Annotated in this window: 17 protein-coding genes; 8 read left to right on the forward strand and 9 right to left on the reverse strand. The window is 66.7% G+C overall.

Features of this window, described 5'->3' with window-relative positions; genetic code table 11:
• On the forward strand, positions 1 to 796 hold a 796-nt coding region (locus tag B3T77_RS04150; RefSeq protein WP_292077508.1), incomplete at its 5' end, for a class I SAM-dependent methyltransferase.
• Positions 793 to 1,827, forward strand: a complete 1,035-nt coding sequence (locus tag B3T77_RS04155) for an alpha/beta fold hydrolase (protein WP_292077509.1) — start codon at positions 793 to 795, stop codon at positions 1,825 to 1,827. The genes B3T77_RS04150 and B3T77_RS04155, both read left to right, overlap by 4 nt.
• A gap of 3 nt (positions 1,828 to 1,830) precedes the next feature.
• On the opposite strand, the gene B3T77_RS04160 is transcribed toward B3T77_RS04155, so the two are convergent.
• The 3 genes from B3T77_RS04160 to B3T77_RS04170 all read right to left on the reverse strand — a co-directional run bounded on the left by B3T77_RS04160 (position 1,831) and on the right by B3T77_RS04170 (position 3,712).
• Positions 1,831 to 2,400, reverse strand: coding sequence for a hypothetical protein (locus tag B3T77_RS04160; RefSeq protein WP_292077510.1), 570 nt, complete (start codon positions 2,398 to 2,400; stop codon positions 1,831 to 1,833).
• 75 nt (positions 2,401 to 2,475) lie between these two features.
• Positions 2,476 to 3,261, reverse strand: coding sequence for a histidinol-phosphatase (gene hisN / locus B3T77_RS04165; RefSeq protein WP_292077511.1), 786 nt, complete (start codon positions 3,259 to 3,261; stop codon positions 2,476 to 2,478).
• A 70-nt stretch (positions 3,262 to 3,331) separates the two neighbouring features.
• On the reverse strand, positions 3,332 to 3,712 hold the full coding sequence (locus tag B3T77_RS04170; protein ID WP_055754334.1) for a helix-turn-helix domain-containing protein: 381 nt from the start codon (positions 3,710 to 3,712) through the stop codon (positions 3,332 to 3,334).
• A gap of 188 nt (positions 3,713 to 3,900) precedes the next feature.
• On the opposite strand from B3T77_RS04170, the gene B3T77_RS04175 reads away from it, so the two are divergent.
• Complete coding sequence (locus tag B3T77_RS04175) at positions 3,901 to 4,155, forward strand: GlsB/YeaQ/YmgE family stress response membrane protein (RefSeq protein ID WP_039243891.1); 255 nt, start codon at positions 3,901 to 3,903, stop codon at positions 4,153 to 4,155.
• Between the two features lie 143 nt (positions 4,156 to 4,298).
• Here the strand turns inward: B3T77_RS04175 and B3T77_RS04180 are convergent, their stop codons facing one another.
• Positions 4,299 to 4,787, reverse strand: coding sequence for a hypothetical protein (locus tag B3T77_RS04180; protein ID WP_292077516.1), 489 nt, complete (start codon positions 4,785 to 4,787; stop codon positions 4,299 to 4,301).
• A gap of 156 nt (positions 4,788 to 4,943) precedes the next feature.
• On the opposite strand from B3T77_RS04180, the gene B3T77_RS04185 reads away from it, so the two are divergent.
• Complete coding sequence (locus B3T77_RS04185) at positions 4,944 to 6,599, forward strand: GNAT family N-acetyltransferase (RefSeq protein WP_292077518.1); 1,656 nt, start codon at positions 4,944 to 4,946, stop codon at positions 6,597 to 6,599.
• Here the strand turns inward: B3T77_RS04185 and hemW are convergent.
• Positions 6,596 to 7,756, reverse strand: coding sequence for a radical SAM family heme chaperone HemW (gene hemW, locus B3T77_RS04190; protein WP_292077520.1), 1,161 nt, complete (start codon positions 7,754 to 7,756; stop codon positions 6,596 to 6,598). The genes B3T77_RS04185 and hemW overlap by 4 nt on opposite strands.
• A complete protein-coding gene (gene rdgB / locus B3T77_RS04195; protein WP_292077523.1) occupies positions 7,749 to 8,351 on the reverse strand; it encodes an RdgB/HAM1 family non-canonical purine NTP pyrophosphatase in 603 nt (200 codons plus the stop codon). Before rdgB ends, hemW begins: the two co-directional genes overlap by 8 nt.
• Positions 8,352 to 8,804: 453 nt before the next feature.
• On the opposite strand from rdgB, the gene B3T77_RS04200 reads away from it, so the two are divergent.
• From B3T77_RS04200 to B3T77_RS04210, 3 genes are read left to right on the forward strand one after another with little or no spacing between them, the layout of a single operon-like run.
• Positions 8,805 to 9,410: a DUF2975 domain-containing protein gene (locus tag B3T77_RS04200; protein WP_055754340.1), complete on the forward strand. Its 606-nt coding sequence runs from the start codon at positions 8,805 to 8,807 to the stop codon at positions 9,408 to 9,410.
• 24 nt (positions 9,411 to 9,434) lie between these two features.
• Complete coding sequence (locus tag B3T77_RS04205) at positions 9,435 to 9,674, forward strand: helix-turn-helix domain-containing protein (RefSeq protein WP_017504942.1); 240 nt, start codon at positions 9,435 to 9,437, stop codon at positions 9,672 to 9,674.
• On the forward strand, positions 9,671 to 10,252 hold the full coding sequence (locus B3T77_RS04210; RefSeq protein ID WP_292077527.1) for a Smr/MutS family protein: 582 nt from the start codon (positions 9,671 to 9,673) through the stop codon (positions 10,250 to 10,252). The genes B3T77_RS04205 and B3T77_RS04210 overlap by 4 nt, the downstream gene beginning before the upstream one ends.
• Before the next feature lie 66 nt (positions 10,253 to 10,318).
• Here B3T77_RS04210 and B3T77_RS04215 read toward each other — a convergent pair whose 3' ends face one another.
• Positions 10,319 to 10,960 (reverse strand): TetR/AcrR family transcriptional regulator, encoded by a 642-nt coding sequence (locus B3T77_RS04215; RefSeq protein ID WP_039243898.1) that lies wholly within the window; start codon positions 10,958 to 10,960, stop codon positions 10,319 to 10,321.
• Between the two features lie 191 nt (positions 10,961 to 11,151).
• Positions 11,152 to 12,987, reverse strand: coding sequence for a cation:proton antiporter (locus B3T77_RS04220; RefSeq protein ID WP_292077529.1), 1,836 nt, complete (start codon positions 12,985 to 12,987; stop codon positions 11,152 to 11,154).
• 156 nt (positions 12,988 to 13,143) lie between these two features.
• Here B3T77_RS04220 and B3T77_RS04225 point away from each other — a divergent pair, with 156 nt between their 5' ends.
• The gene (locus B3T77_RS04225) at positions 13,144 to 15,267 is read left to right on the forward strand and encodes a M13 family metallopeptidase (protein ID WP_292077531.1); all 2,124 of its coding nucleotides are present in this window, start codon (positions 13,144 to 13,146) and stop codon (positions 15,265 to 15,267) included.
• A gap of 365 nt (positions 15,268 to 15,632) precedes the next feature.
• Here B3T77_RS04225 and B3T77_RS04230 read toward each other — a convergent pair.
• Positions 15,633 to 16,291: ATP phosphoribosyltransferase regulatory subunit (locus tag B3T77_RS04230; protein WP_292077533.1), on the reverse strand; the 659-nt coding region annotated here is incomplete at its 5' end.

The raw sequence follows: 16,291 nt of genomic DNA on the forward strand, positions 1-16,291 counted from the left end.
TGCGCCGCCCACGCCGGCCGGGCCGCCGGAAGGCTCGCTGGAATGGGCGGTCGAGGGATCGTGGCGCTCGGCCCAGGACAAGGCGCGCGACGCCTTCCGTCATCCGATGGAGACGCTGCGGTTCTTCGGTCTTCAACCCAAGATGACGGTGGTGGAGTTCTGGCCCGGCAGCGGCTGGTACACCGAAATCCTGGCCCCCTATCTGGCCAAGGGGGCGGGCACCTATGTCGCCGCCCTGTTCCCCGAGGGACCGACCGCCGATCCGGCCCAGGCCGTGCTGAACACCGCCTTCCGCACGCGATTCTCCAGCGACAAGAAGCTTTATGGCGAGCCGCAATTTTCGGTCTTCGGCGCGGGGTCCGGCCCGGTGATTGCGGCGGGTACGGCCGAGATGTGCCTGTTCATGCGGACCCTGCATGGCTGGATGGCGGCGGGCATTGCGGAAAAGGCCTTCGCCGACGCCTTCGCCGCCCTGCGCCCCGGCGGTATCCTGGGCATCGAACAGCACCGGCTAGCCCCTGCGCAGGATCAGGATCCGGTCGCGGCCAACGGCTATGTCCAGGAAGCCTTCGTGCGCCAGTTGGCGGCCGAAGCGGGCTTCGTCTTCGTCGAGGCGTCCGAGATCAACGCCAATCCGGAAGACACCAAGGATCACCCGTTCGGCGTCGACACCCTGGCGCCCACGCGCCTGACGGCGCCGCGCGGCGAACCGGCGGACCCCGCCTTCGACCGCTCCAAATATGACGCGATCGGTGAGAGCGATCGCATGACCTTGAAGTTCAGGAAGCCCGAGTGAACCGCGCCCAAGCCTTCGCCGCCAACGCCCCGCTTATGGGGGTTCCCGGCGCCGCCCCGCCGCCCGGCGGAAAGGGCGACTGGTTTCGCGGCGCGGGCGGAATGCGCCTGCGCGCCGGGCTGTGGAAGCCGTCTCATCTCGCTGCGGACAAGGTGCGCGGCACCGTGGTGCTCAGCCCCGGCCGCACCGAGCCCATCGAAAAATACTATGAGGTGATCGGCAACTTCCTGGCGCGCGGCTGGTGCGTGCTGACCCACGACTGGCGAGGCCAGGGGCTGTCGGCCCGCCTGCTGCCCGACCGGCTGAAGGGTCACGCCCGTGCGGTCGAGGAGTTTCTGGACGACTACAACCGCCTGCTGAACGCCTATGAGGACCATTGCCCCAAGCCGTGGATCATGGTCGGCCATTCGATGGGCGCCTGTCTGAATCTCTTGTCGCTGGAAAGCGGCGAGGACCGGTTCGCCGGCGCGGTCCTGTCCAGCCCCATGCTGCGCATCAAGACCGGCAAACGGTCGATGTGGTCGGTCAAGCTGGTGGTGCGCTGGAACATTCGCCACGGCCAGGCCGGCGACTACATCTTGGGCGACCCCGACGATCCGTTCGACCACAACTTCGCCGAGGACGCCCTGACCTCGGACGAGAGCCGATACGAGATGTGGCGTCAGCAGCTTTACGCCTGTCCGCACCTGGCCATCGGCGGTCCCACCTATGGCTGGCTGGCCTTTGCGCTGGACGCCGGCGAGCGCGCGCTGAAGCCCAAGGCCCTGAAGGCGGTCAAGGCGCCGGTCGTGATCGTTCAGGCCAGCGCCGACGACGTGGTCTGGAAACAAACCAACCAATGGGCCGCCAAACGCATCCCGCGCGGCCGCTACGTCGAGGTCGCCGGCGCCAAGCACGAGGTCATCATGGAGGCCGACGACCTGCGCGCCGTCTTCCTGAACGAGTTCGACGCCATGACCGATTTGGTCGCGCCTACGGCCGACGCGGCCGCCGATCCTTCGGCGAGGACTGCGGACGTGACGGCGGGCTGATCGCTAGGCGGCGGTTTCGGTGCGCCAGCGTCGGTCGATCGTCTGGGTGATGCCGCATAGCTGCAGGAAGGCGACGGCGACGCCGGGGCCGGTCTCGGCCTTGATCAGCAGGGGCAGAACGATCCACTCGCGCGGGAAGCGCATGACCATCACATCGTCGCTGGCGCGCAGGTGCGGGCAGTATTTCATCGAGCGGTCGACGCAGCGGCGGTGCAGGGGCGCGATCGAGCCGGCGTCGATCATGACCCGGTCGTCGGCGATGTCGGCGCGAACCTGACCGCCGCGCGCCCTGAGTTGACCGGCGCATCGTCGCGCGGCGATCTGGGTCCAGCGATCGCTATCCTCAGTCGGCTCGCCGCACATCGGGCACAGCATGCGCGCGACCGTGAGGCGCTGTCGGACCAGATGGTTCTTCGAATATTGCGGCTTGCCACTGCCGGGCGCGCTGGCCTGCATCAGGGCGAGACGGCCGCCGACGGTTCGGCATGGCGCGGCGCCCGTAATCTCTTCGCCGCTCCAACTCGTGACCCAGGGCACGTCGACGCCGACAACCAGTTTGGACTGCCCAGCCATCGAAATCCGTCCCCACAACCGTCCGCACCCTGACGCCGTCTCGCGACCTGCGTCAATATGCGCCAGTTGAGGGCGTCAGGCGGCCGCGCGTTTCAGCGTCACCAGCGCCTGGTCGATCAGACGCGCGTCGCCGACGGCGAGGACCTGGCCGCTGTCGTCCGGCGCTGCGCCGCGCCAGTTGACGACCTTGCCGCCCGCCGCCTCGATGACAGGCACGAGGGCGGACCAGTCCCAGGGCTTCAGGCTGGACTCGGCGACCAGATCCATCTTGCCCGCCGCCACCATGGCGTAGGCGTAGGCGTCGCAGCCCAGACGCGCCAGGCGGGCGGTCGCACGCACCTGGGTCCAGGCGCCCAGTTCCGCGCCGTTGAAGATGTCGGGGTCCGTCGTCGAGATGACGGCGTCGGTCAGCTTCTCGCAGGACCGCACGGCCAGCGGCGTCTCGACATCGCCGCGCAACAGGCGCGCGCCGGACGGGCCGCCGATAAAGATTTCGTCCAGATAGGGCTGGGCGATGACGCCGACGATCGGCTTGCTGGCCGTGCGAAGGGCGATCAGCGTGGTCCACAGCGGCAGACCCGAGATGAAGGCGCGCGTGCCGTCGATGGGATCCAGCACCCAGACGTGCTCGACGTCCGGTCGATCCTCGCCATACTCCTCGCCGATGACGCCGTGATCAGGATAGCGGGCGGCGATCAGACGGCGAATGGCGGCCTCGGCCTGTTTGTCGGCTTCTGTGACGGGATCGAAGCCGGCCGCGCCACCCTTGTCTTCATGCCCGATGTCTGAGCGGAAAAAGGGCAGGGTCACGCGCGCGGCTTCGCGCGCCAGTTCGATGGCGAAGGCTTCGTATTCGGTCATGGGATTCCCTTACCGCGCTTTCGCCGGCATGGGCGCCCCTTGAGACGTGCAGATCGGGGAGACGCGCAGATCAGGCGGCGGCCGCGTCGCCCGCGTGCAGGGACTTGGCCAGATCCAGCAAACGCCGGCGGGGCCGTTCGTCAAGCTGATAGTAGGCCTGGATCAAATCCAGCGTTTCCTTGCGCGAAAAGACTTCGCCGCCCTTGGGAGTCGGTGCGTCGGCCTCCATCGCCTCGGCCAGGCCATCGTAGAAATAGGCGACGGGCGTTTCCAGCGCCTCGGCCAACTGCCACAGGCGCGCGGCGGAGATGCGGTTGGCGCCGCATTCGTACTTCTGGATCTGCTGAAAGCGGATGCCGACCTGGACGGCCAACTGCTGCTGGGTCAGGCCCAGCAGGCGGCGACGGCGGCGCAAGCGGCGGCCCAGATGAAGGTCGATGTCGTCGGCCATGACGGTGATCCTCGTCTCAACGTCTGTCCCGATGCGGGACGACACACGTCGATCACGGCAATCGCCGTGCCGGATCGCGCCTGACGCGAATTCGGCCTTATTGCGGCGAGGTTAGAGCCACGACGCAACCGTATGGCCCGAGCCGCATTTACTGCAACAGCTTGGCTTTTAAAGGAAGGAACCACAGCATGGGTCTCGGAATCATTGGTTGGCTCGTCATCGGCATCGTCGCCGGCTGGCTGGCTGAAAAGGTCATGGGTCGTAATCACGGCCTGCTGACAAACCTGATCGTCGGCGTCATCGGCGCTCTGCTCGGCGGCTTCATCTCGAACAACGTCTTCGGCACGCCGGTTGGCGGCTTCAACTTCGTCACCCTGATCGTGGCGTTCCTGGGCGCCTGCCTGCTGCTGTTCCTTCTGGGACTGGTCAAGCGTCGCGCTTGATCCGACAGTCGGTCGATAAGGAAAAGGGCGGCTCTCACGAGCCGCCCTTTTTGCTGCGCCATTGTCGGCGCCGGGTTGCAGACAGACGAAAGGGCGGCCGGGAAACCCGGCCGCCCTTGGTCATTCAGCCTGAGAGAGCTGTCTTACTGCGGCTCGGTCGGAGCCGGCGTGGCGCTGTCCGGAGCCGGGGTTGCCGGTTCGGTGGTCGCCGGATCGGTCGGTTCGGCCGCAGGTTCCGCGGTCGGCGCGGGCGTGGCGGCCGGATCAGCGGCAGGGGCCGCCGGGGCGCCGGCGATCGGAGCCGCGGCGTCGAACTCGGCCTTGGTGTAGGCCACCACGACGCCGGTTCCTTCCTGACGGATGCCGCTCAGCGGCACGGCGCGAAGTTGGCCGTCGGCGCCGCGAACGGTAAGTTCCTGCTTGCCTTCGGCGTTGTTCTGAACGCCTTCCAGCTTGCCCAGCTCGCCATCAGGACCGGAAACGCTCGATCCGGGGTTCAGCGACAGCGATTGCTGCGAGGACGCAGCGGCGGCAGGCGCGGCGGCGGGAGCGGGCGTGGTTTCTTGCGCCAGAGCCGGCGCGGCGGTCATGAAGGCGGCGGCGCCAGCCAGAAGAGCGGTCTTGATGGTCATGGGAGACTATCCCCTGTTACACGGGCCCGACGCCCGCACCCCTATATACTCGCTCTGTTACGGATTGTTTCGTATGCCCCGAAATGACCTTGGCAGCGCCCCGGTTGGACGATTCTTGGTCTATGTTCGGGCGATCCGCGATTCGAGAGGCCACGTTTGTCCAGCCGCCCCCGGCACACATCCGGTCTGATCCGCCGACTGGCGGGTCTGGCCTTCGAGCTGACGCCCCAGATCTTTGCGGTGCTGGCCTTCGGCGCAGGCGCGCTGATGCTGGCCTCTGCGGTGACGCCCGAGTTCGACAGTCGGTTGCGCCAGCTGACGGGCGTTGTCTCTCCGATCCTGATCGACCTGTCGCACTTCGTTGGCAGCATCGCCGGTTTCCTGCTTCTGCTCTTGTCGGCCGGTCTGTGGCGGCGTCGACGCGGCGCCTATTGGGCCGCCCTGCTGGTCCTGGCGGCCGGGGCGGTGTTTTCGGTGCTGAAAGGTCTAGACTGGCAGCAGGCGACGGATCTGTTGGTCGTCGCCGCGCTCCTGGCGCCGTGCCGCACGGCCTTCAACCGACGCTCGCGTCTCAGCGAGCCGCTGCGGCCCAGCTGGCTGTTGCTGCTGACGGCGGTGGTGGCGGCCATGCTGTGGCTGGGCTTCTTCGCCTATCGCGACGTGGCCTATAATGACGAGCTTTGGTGGCGCTTCCTGAGTGATCGTCAGGCGTCCGGCTTCCTTCGGGCCGGGCTGGTTCTGGCGATCCTGACGCTGGTCGTGGCCGGCCGCTCGTTGCTGAGCTCGCCCGGCGCCCACAGTCACGGACCGGCCAGCAAGGCCGACATCGATCGCGCACTTCAGGCGCTGCGGACGGCCGATAAGGCCTCGCCCGAGGCCTGGCTGGCCATGCTGGGCGATAAGGCGCTGATGTTCAGCCCGTCGGGTTCCAGCTTCCTGGCCTATCGCGTGCGGGGGCGGCGCTGGATCGCCATGGGCGAACCGGCAGGGCTCAAGAGCGAACGGCTGGAGTTGCTGTGGTCCTTCGCCGAGATGGCCGACAGTTATGGTGGGGCGGCGGTCTTCTATTCGGTCAGCGAAGAGGTGCTGGGCGATCTTGCGACCATGGGGCTGGCGGTGCGCAAGGTCGGCGAGACGGCTGTGATCGACGCCCACCGCTTCTCCATCGAGGGCAAGGGCAAGCAGAACCTTCGCACAGCCATCAATCGCGCCGAGCGTGAAGGCTCCTCGTTCGAGGTTCTGCCGCCCGGTTCGGCCGCAGCGATAGCGGACGAGCTGCGCGAGATTTCGGACGCCTGGCTCGCCATGCACGAGGGCTCGGAGAAATCCTTCTCCTTGGGGCGCTTCGACGTCGACTATCTGGACCTGACGCCGCTGGCGGTGGTCAAGGAGGGCGGCCGCATCGTCGCCTTCGCCAATCTGCTGACCTCGCCGGACGAGGCGGCGGTGGATCTGATGCGCCATCGGCCGGACGCGCCGCATGGGGTGATGGACTATCTTTTCATCCGCTGCGCCCAATGGGCCAAGGCGGAAGGCCTGGCCAGCTTCGACCTGGGCATGGCGCCGCTGGCTGGGTTGGAGGATCGACGCATCGCGCCGGTCTTCGCTCGCGTCGGCGCGCTGGTGTTCGAAGAGGGCGGGGCGCTCTACGGCTTCCAGGGTTTGCGCAGCTATAAGGCCAAGTTCGGCCCGGACTGGCGCTCGCGCTTCATCGCCGCGCCGGTTTCGACGCCGCTGCCGCTGGCCCTGCTGGACGTCGCTTTGCTGACCAGCGGCGGCTGGCTGGGAATGCTGGGGCTGAAGAAGGCCTAGGTCAGCAGCGCCTTCAGCACGCCGTCCAGCACCGGGCGGCCGCGCTCGGTGGCGATCAGTCGCTCGGCCTTCAGCATCAGGAATCCGTCGGCGATCAGGTCCGCGACCGGCGCGCATTCAGCCGACAGGCCGAGCGCCGACAGCAGGGCGACAGGCGTGCCTTCGGTGGTGCGCAGGGCCAGCAGCAAACGTTCTTCGGCGGCGTCGACCGGCGCCTGGGCGTCGCGCTCGCACCAGGGCGTGAGGCCCGAGACGCCCGCCACATAATCGGCGATGCGGCGGTGGGCGACGGTCGCGGTCCTGACGCCGTCCAGCGTCAGCCGGCCATGGGCGCCGGGGCCAAGTCCCAGATAGTCGCCGCCGCGCCAGACATGCAGATTGTGCGACGACCGGGCGGCGGGACCGCGCGCGTGGTTGGACACCTCATAGGCTTCGAAGCCGGCGGCCGAGAGGACATCCTGGGTGGTTTCGTACAGTGAGGCGGCCCGGTCCTCGTCGGGCGGGGTCAGGGTTCCCCGTGCGAAGGCCCGGCCAAAGGCGGTCGTCGGCTCTATGGTCAGCTGATAGGGCGAGACGTGCTCGAATCCGAGCGCCAGCGCCGCCGTCAGTTCGGCGGCCCAATCTTCAGGCGTCTGGTCCGGGCGGGCGTAGATCAGGTCGATGGACAGACGGTCGAAGGCGCGGCGGGCCAGATCGACCGCGCGCAGGGCCTCGGCCGCCGAATGGTCGCGACCCAGAAAACGCAGGGCGGCGTCGTCCAGCGCCTGAACGCCCATTGATAGGCGGTTGATTCCGGCGTCGGCCAGGGCGGCGAACCGGCCGGCCTCGGCGTCCGTGGGATTGGCCTCCAGCGTGATCTCGATGTCGTCGGCGGGCGGGAACAGGTCGCGGGCCGCCGCCACGATGCGTGCGACGGCGTCGGGCGCCATCAGCGACGGCGTGCCGCCTCCGAAGAAGATTGAGGCCAGTCGTCGCGGACCTGTCAGATATCTCTGGGCGCGCAGATCGGCCAGGATCGCCTCGACCAGCCCGGCGTGTTCCTCGGTGCGCCCGCGATCGCGCACGACGTTGAAGTCGCAGTAGGGGCATATGCGCGCGCAATAAGGCCAGTGGACGTAGAGGCCGACGTCCGATCCCGGATCAAGCGGATCAGTCAATCAGGGCAGCTCTCAGCTTGGCGAAGGCGACGGTGCGGTGGCTGATGGCGTCCTTGGCCGCCGGCTCCATCTCGCCAAAGGTCTGATCGCCGCCAGTCGGAATGAACAACGGGTCGTAGCCGAATCCCCGATCGCCGCGTGGGGGGAAGGTCAGCTGGCCGTGGACCTCGCCCTGAACCACCACACAGGGGCCGTCCGGCCACGCGACCGCCAAGGCCGAGGTGAACCAGGCGGTCCGGTCCGTCGCGCCGATCTCTTCCAGCCGCTCCTCGACCTTCTTCATGGCGACGGCGAAATCCTTGCCCGGTCCGGCCCAGCGCGCAGAAAAGATGCCCGGCGCGCCATCCAGCGCCGCGACCGACAGGCCGGAATCGTCGGCCAGCGAAACCTCTCCCGACAGTTCGGCCGCGTGGCGCGCCTTCAGCATGGCGTTGCCGGTGAAGGTGCTCTCCGTTTCATCGGGTTCGGGCAGGTTCAGCTGGCCTGCGGTGACGAGTTCGTAATTTCCGCCCAGCAGCGCCGAGATTTCTGGAACCTTACCGGCGTTATGCGTCGCCACGACGATCCGCATCCCCTTGATAAGCTTGAGATTCATCGTCGATCACGCTCCTGAAACAGTCTATTGCCAAAGTTTAATATCGTTAAACGATATGTAACGTGCCTTTTTCGCCCGCACGGCCTATCTATTGATCGTCACGAACGAGGTCGCAGCGTTCAGGACTTCCGGATAATCGGGAACGATCATGCGACTAACAAATCCAAACGGCGATAATCGCCCAAACACGAAAGACGGAGAACCACAATGCATACGATGAACACCTCGATGTGGCTCGACAAGGTCGGCGCTGCTTTTGTCAGCACCGTTTTGATCGCCGCCCTGCCCACCGCCCTGGTCGTCACCTTGTTCCAAGCCCTTTGATCCCTCTGTTTTCGATCACTGGAGCTTTGACGACCTGCATGAAGACCGCGATGTATAGAGCCGCGCGCGGGTTCGCCGGACCCCGCGTGGCCATCGCCCCGCCTTCCCCGGCTTGAGATTAAAAAGACCATGCGCCTGCCCCTGCCGCCAAATCCGCTGAAGCGAGGCGAGGCAAGCGTTCCGAACTGGCTGGGCGCGCCGATTAAGGCGCTCGGTCCGGGTTCGGTGTCCAGCGTGCTGAAAGTAGTTCTGGACGTCGCCTATATCCTTCTCTGGCTGATCACCGGCATTCTGCTGCTGCTGGTCATCGCCGCGATCTTCATTCCCCTGGACAATGTGAACATCACCGTCAGCGGAGATTCCGGCGGCAAGCAACTGCCGCTGACGCGCACCCTGCTGCTATTCGGTCTGGGCGCCGCGACCGCCTATTTCGGCGGGTTCATGCTGATCCTGCGAAGCCTGCGTCGCATCATCCGCACCCTGACCATGGGCGACCCGTTCCAGCCCGATAACGTGCGCCGTCTGCGCCAGATCGGCCTGACCCTGGCGGTCGTGACCGGCGGCGTCTGGGTGGCTCAAGGCTTCGTCGCCAAGCGGCTGGCGCCCGGCGTCATGGATCCGCAGGGCTTTGGCGAACTGCTGACCCCCATCTTTTCCGTGCTCATCGTCTTCGTGCTGGCGGAGGTGTTCCGCGAGGGCGCGCGCCTGCGTCGCGAATCCGAACTGACGATCTGAGCCGTTTCGAAGTAGGATTTCCGCATGGCCATTCGCGTCCAGCTCGACCGCGTCCTCGTGGAACGCCGCATGTCGTTGACCGAACTCGCCGACCGGGTCGGGGTGACGGTGGCGAACCTGTCGATCCTGAAGACGGGCAAGGCGCGCGCGGTTCGGTTCTCGACCCTGGACGCCCTGTGCCGCGAACTGGACTGCCAGCCCGGTGACTTGCTGGCGCACGAGCCTGGTCCCGGCGACACGATCGAGGACGACGGCGAGGCATGAGGCGAAAGGGCTCGAGCCGTGACGAAAACGGACTGACGCCCGAAGACCGTCGCATCTGGACCCGTGTGGCCGGATCGGTCGTGACGCCGAGGACGCGCAAGGCCGCCCGAGTCACGCCCGGCGCCGAAACGCCGCCCGAGATCGTGGTGACGCCCATCGAGCGCCCGCGCCCCCTGGTCAAGGCGTCTCCCAAACGCACTGCTGTCGCGCCACCGGCGGAAAAGCGACCCTCGCCGAACAAGCCCAAGCTCGCGCCCGAGGATCTGGAGCCGCGCCGCAAGCAGCGGCTGTCGCGCGAACGCGATCCCATCGAGGCGCGCATCGACCTGCATGGCTTTGGCCGGTTCGAGGCTGAGGATCAGCTTCGAGGCTTCCTGACATCCTGCCAGGCGCGCGGAATGCGTGCGGTGCTGGTCATCACCGGACAGGGTCGGATGGGCGGCGGGGTGATCCGCTCGGCCTTTGCGGAATGGATGCATTCGCCCGCACTGCGCGGCGTGGTGTCGGGCTTCACCATCGCCCACCAGAAGCATGGCGGAAACGGCGCCTTCTACGTCACCCTGAAACGCCGAACCTGACGCTCACGAAAAAGGCCGGGCCCGCGCTGGCGGACCCGGCCTTTCGAAAAGCGGCTTTGCTCTGGCCTATTTGGCGGCGATGGCGCCGGCCAGGATCACGTCGATCTGCTTGCCCATATGATCCGACAAAGCCTGCGCGTCCCATTCGTCATAGGCGGCGCGGCGATAGTTCGACAGATAGGCGTCCCAGATCAGCTCGACCAGCAGACGGCTGTCGGCGTCCTTGGACAGCTCGCCCTTGGCCACCGCATCCTGAAGGATGTTGCTGATGGCGAGCAGCAGGTTCTTGGTCGCGGCGCGGGCGCGCATTTCGGCGGCCAGGGGCTGGAACCACGAGCGGGCCACGATGGCCTGGAACAGGGGCAGTTGGTCCAGCGACGAGTGATAGCCGGCGCTCAGCGCGCTGACGAGGCGCTGGCGGACGGGCTCGCCTTCGGGCGCCGCGGCCTCGACCACCTCGGCCAGACGCGTCATGTCCTCGGTCAGGACCGCTTCGAACAGTTCGGCCTTGTCCTGGAAGTTGGCGAAGACGGCGCCGGTGGACATGCCCGCGCCCTTGGCAATGTCGCGGATCGTGGCGGGCTCATAGCCGCGCTCGGCGAAGAGCGAGCGGGCGGCGTCCAGAACCTTTTGTCGCGTGCGGATCTTGGCGGCCTGGCGGCGGTTCAAGCGGGGCTCGACAGCGAGGGAGGCGACGGTATCTGTCATATAATCAGGCTTTTACTCTACTTTCGGTCTCTGGTCGGGGCGGGCCCGGCAGCGACCTCGAATGAATATCTGAGCCCTTGGATCGAACCGAAAGGGCGCTTCTGCTCCGCAGATGCAGTCATGGAGAGGCGCGCTTGCATCACGGAACCATGACGAAAATGGGTCCGGCGCCGGTCTGTAAGGGGCTTCCCTTACTCCGGCGCTGGGTCGACGCGCGCCTGGCGCAGCGTGCGGCGCAGCGCGCGGCTGGGGCGATTGCGACGCTCGATCGGGATGGCCGACTGGAAGGCCTTGCGAAACTGATCGCGACGTTCGTGGACCGAGGCGAGCACCAGGCCCATGGGCACGCCCAAGTCGACCAGGGTGTTTTCGGCGAGCTGCAGACTGGCCTCGGTCGTCTCCGGCACGGCGTCGGTGACGCCCAGTCCATACAGCCGAATGGCGTGCTGGTCGTCGCGAGCGCGGGCGATCAGGATCAGGTCGTCGCGCATCGACCGCGCCGTAGTGACCACCTCGTCCACTTTCGTCGGCGCGTCCATGGTGACGATCAGGGCGCGGGTGGACTGGACGCCGCAGTGCTGGAGCATCTCGCGCCGCCCCGCATCGCCATAGAAGACATCGAATCCATCACGTCGGCCGGCGGCGACCGCGCCCGCATCGGTGTCCAGCGCGATGAAGGGTTGATCGTGCGCCTTCAGCATTTCCCCGATCAATCGGCCGACGCGCCCGAAGCCGACGATGATGACCGCGCCGTCGGCCGCCTCCAGCTTTGGAAGCTCGACGGGATGGCCTGCGGCTGCCGACTTGCGCGCCAACTTCTGACCCAGCAGGGCGAGCAGGGGGATCGAAAAGATGCTGACGGTCGCCGACAGGGCCACGGTGTTGGTCAGCTGCGGCGGCGCAAGCCCCTCGACCAGGCCGGTGGCGAAGACCACGAAGGCGAACTCGCCCGCCGGCGCCAGAACGAGCGCCGTCTCCAGCGCCGGTCGGGCGCCCAGGCCCCAGAAACGCGCCAGGCCGAAGATGACGCCGGTCTTCACGATCGTCAGGGCCAGGGCCAGGCCGAAGACGCCGACCGGATCGGCGGCGATGGCGTCCAGGTCCAGACCCAGGCCGACGCCGACGAAGAAGACGCCCAGCAAAAGCCCCTTGAACGGTTCGATGGAAACCTCGACCTCGCGCCGGAACTCGGTTTCGGCCAGCAGCACGCCGGCTAAAAGCGCGCCGATGCTCATCGACAGGCCGCTGGCCTGGGCGGCCAGACCGGCGCCGACCACCACCAGCAGGGAGGCGGCGACGAACAGTTCGCCGCCCTGAGCGGCCTTGCGCGCCTTGGCCACCGATCGGAACATCGGCCGCAGCACCACGCGTCCCAGCAGCACCATCAGACCCAGGCCGATGGCGGCCGGAACCAGGGTGAACAGGGCGCGTCCCAGCACGGTGGGATCCAGCGCGCCGCCCTGCTGGGCCAGCGCCGCCAGGACGGTGACGGTAATTAGGATCGGCGCGACCGACAGATCCTGAGCCAGCAGGATGGCGAAGGTGGAACGGCCGACCGTCCCTTTCAGCCGCCCCCGCTCGGCCAGTACGGGCATGACCACGGCCGTCGAGGACAGGGCGAGGCCCATGCCCAACACGACGGCGCTGGCCAAGGTCTGTCCCATCAGCATGAAGCCGCCCGCCAGCACGGCGGTGCAGACGACGACCTGCATCAGCCCCAGGCCGAACACGAGCCGACGCATGGCGCGCAGCCGCTCCCACGACAGCTCCAGACCGATCATGAACAACAGGAAGGCAACGCCCAGTTCCGACAGCTGCGCCAGTTGGCCCGGATCGCCGATGGTCAGCCACGACAGCCAGGGCAGGCTTTGCGTGAACCGACCCAGGCCGTCCGGCCCCAGCAAAACGCCCGCAGCGAGGAAGCCCAGGACGGGGCTGACCTTGAGCCGATTGACCAGGGGCACGATGACGCCGGCGGCCGCCAGAAAGACCACCAGATCCTTATAGTCGCCGCCCTGACCGTGCATCCGCCCTCCTCGCGTCGACGTATCTGACCCTGATCCCGGCGCTGTGGCGAGAGGCCGCATCGGAATCATGAACTTTTTTTAAGGCGACACCCCCCCTCGCCGGACTAGGGTCTGCGCCGAACCATCCAAATGCCGGGTGGGAACAGGGACATAGTGATGAAACGTCTGCTTATCGGGGCCGCCGTCGGCGCCCTTCTTCTGCCCGCCAGCACGGTTCTGGCTCAGGATATCGGTCACGACCACGCCTGCATCGACGACGCCTGCACCATCGTTTCGCTGTTCTCGGGCGAAGAGACGGCAGCCGGCTGGCAGGGCACCGAGGCGCCTCGCTACGGGACCTGGGGCTTCGACATGGCCGGCCGTGACACCTCGGTGAAGCCGGGCGATGACTTCTTCCAGTACGCCAACGGCAAGGCGCTGGAAAAGCTGGTCATTCCGTCGGACCGCACCAGCTATGGCTCGTTCGCCTTGCTGCGCGAACTGTCGGACAACCGCATGAAGGAACTGGTGCTGGGCCTGGCCAACCGCACCGACCTGGCGCCCGGATCGGATGAGGCCAAGGTCGCTGACGCCTATCGGTCCTACATCGACGAGGCGCGCATCGAGCAGTTGGACGCTCAGCCGCTGCAACCCTACCTGGCCGCGATCCGCGCCGCCGACAGCCATGACAAGATGGCCGTTTATATGGGCCAGACGGCTGGCCGCTTCGGCTCGTCCTTCTTCGGCACCGGCATCACGATCGATTCCAAGCAACCGACCCGCTACGTCGTCTCCACGGGCCAGTCGGGCATCGGCCTGCCGAACCGCGACTATTATCTGGACGCCCGTTTCGCCGACAAGAAAGAGAAGTATCAGGCCTATGTCGGCCGGATGCTGGAGATGATCGGCTGGACCAACCCGACCGAGACCGCCGCTCAGATCGTCGCGCTGGAAACCAAGATCGCCGAGGCCCACTGGACCCCGGTGGAGAACCGCAACCGCGACCGGACCTACAACGAGTTCACCATCGCCAAACTGGCCGAGGACGCGCCGGGCTTCGCTTGGCAGGCCTATTACGATGCGGCCAAGCTGGGCGGCGTGCCGCGCCTGATCGTGCGTCAGGATACGGCCATGCCCAAGATCGCGGCCATCTACGCCGAGACGCCGGTCGAACTGCTGCAGGCTTGGCAGGCCTTCCACACCGCCGACGACATGGCGCCGCTGATGTCCAAACGCTTCGCCGACGCCCAATGGGAGTTCCGTTCGCGCGATCTGTCGGGTCAGCCTGAGCAGCGCACCCGCGAAAAGCGCGCGATCTCCTTCGCCGAAGGATCGCTAGGTGAGGCCACGGGCCGGCTCTACGTCGCCCAGTATTTCCCGGCCGAATCCAAGGCCAAGATGGAAGAGCTGGTCGCCAATCTGCGCACCGCCCTGTCGCACCGGATCGACAACCTGACCTGGATGGGGACCGAGACCAAGGCGGCGGCGCAGGAGAAGCTGCGCAAGTTCACCGTCAAGATCGGCTACCCCGACAAGTGGCGCGACTATTCCGGTCTGGACATCCGCGCAAACGACCTGGTCGGCAACGCCGAGCGTCGCGGCTTGTTCGAGTGGAACTACGATCTGGCCCGTCTGAACGAGCCGGTCGACAAGTCGGAGTGGGGCATGACCCCGCAGACCGTCAACGCCTACTACAACTCGGCCAACAACGAGATCGTCTTCCCGGCCGCGATCCTGCAGCCGCCTTTCTTCGATCCGAATGGCGATGCGGCGGTCAACTATGGCGGCATCGGCGGCGTGATCGGGCACGAGATCGGCCACGGCTTCGACGACCAGGGCTCCAAGTCCGACGGCGACGGCGTGCTGCGCAACTGGTGGACGCCGGAAGACAAGGCCAACTTCGAGGCCCTGACGGCGCGTCTGGGCGCGCAATATGCGACCTACGAGCCCATCGCCGGCTATCACATCAACCCTGGCCTGACGATGGGCGAGAACATCGGTGACGCGTCCGGCGTGGCCGTCGGTCTCGAGGCCTATCACCTGTCGCTGAACGGTCAGTCGGCACCGGTTCTGGACGGCGCGACCGGCGACCAGCGCTTCTTCTACGGCTGGGCCCAGGTCTGGCAGTCGAAGTATCGCGACGAGGCGCTGAAGCAGCAGGTCGCCACCGACCCGCACTCGGCCGCCCAGTTCCGCGTCATCGGCCCGTTGCGCAACGTCGACGCCTGGTACGACGCCTTCGACGTCCAGCCGGGCACGAAATACTATCTGACGCCCGAGGAACGCGTCCGCCTCTGGTAGGGCGACGCTTGTTCGAGAATGGAAAGGCCGGGGTTCGCCCCGGCCTTTTTCATATCGAGAACCAGATGCTCGATCTCGACGTCGCATAGAAAATTGGTCGAGATTTTATCATGATTTGTCTGGGCTCCAGACGCGAAAAAGCCCGCTGCGGGGGATACATCGCAGCGGGCTTTCGCGCTCTTTAAAGAGCGGACGTTTCCTCCCCGAAACGCCTTCGAGTGCTGCGCGCTTGAGCAACGCTTGCCCTCGAGTGAGGTCATTTGACGCAAGGGCCGGTCGGTCGTCAACGACCGGTTTCGCAAGAGTCGAACTTTCTTCGACTTATCACTGATAACCCATTTTTAGAGGCGGGCCATTATCGAAGCTTATTCGACAATGGACTTTATGGCGGCGACCAAGCCTTCGCGGGCGATCTTCATCTGGCCGGGGCGTTCGGCCTTCCAGGCGTCGTTGTCCGTGATGGCGGCGGCGGCGGCGCGGCCGGCGTCCAGATCCTTGATCGTGACCTCGCCGGCGGCGATCTCATCGCCGCCCAGGATGACGACAGCCGGGGCGCCGCGCCGGTCGGCGTATTTCATCTGCGCCTTCATGCCAGCGCGACCCAGATAGAGCTCGGCGGCGATCCCGGCGGCGCGCAGTTCGGCGACGGCGGTCAGATAATGAGCCATGTCGTCCTCGGAGAAGACGATGACGACCACGGGGCCGCGCACGGCGTCCTCGGCGCCCCGTCCCGCCGCGCGCAGGGCCGAGGCCAGACGCGAGACGCCGAAGGAGAAGCCGGTCGCCGGCGTGCTGTGGCCGGTGAAGCGGGCGACCAGATCATCATAGCGACCGCCGCCGCCGATGGAGCCGAAGCGGACGGGACGACCCTTGTCGTCAACCGTGTCGAGCAGCAGCTCGGCCTCGAACACGGCGCCGGTGTAATATTCCAGGCCGCGCACGATGGTCGGATCGAACTTCACGGCGTCCTGACCGACCGACATGGCGGCCAGCGCCCGGTCGATGGCGGCCAGTTCGTTCAGCG

This window comes from Brevundimonas sp. UBA7838, assembly GCF_002500885.1.
GTDB classification, from domain to species: Bacteria; Pseudomonadota; Alphaproteobacteria; order Caulobacterales; family Caulobacteraceae; genus Brevundimonas; species Brevundimonas vesicularis_C.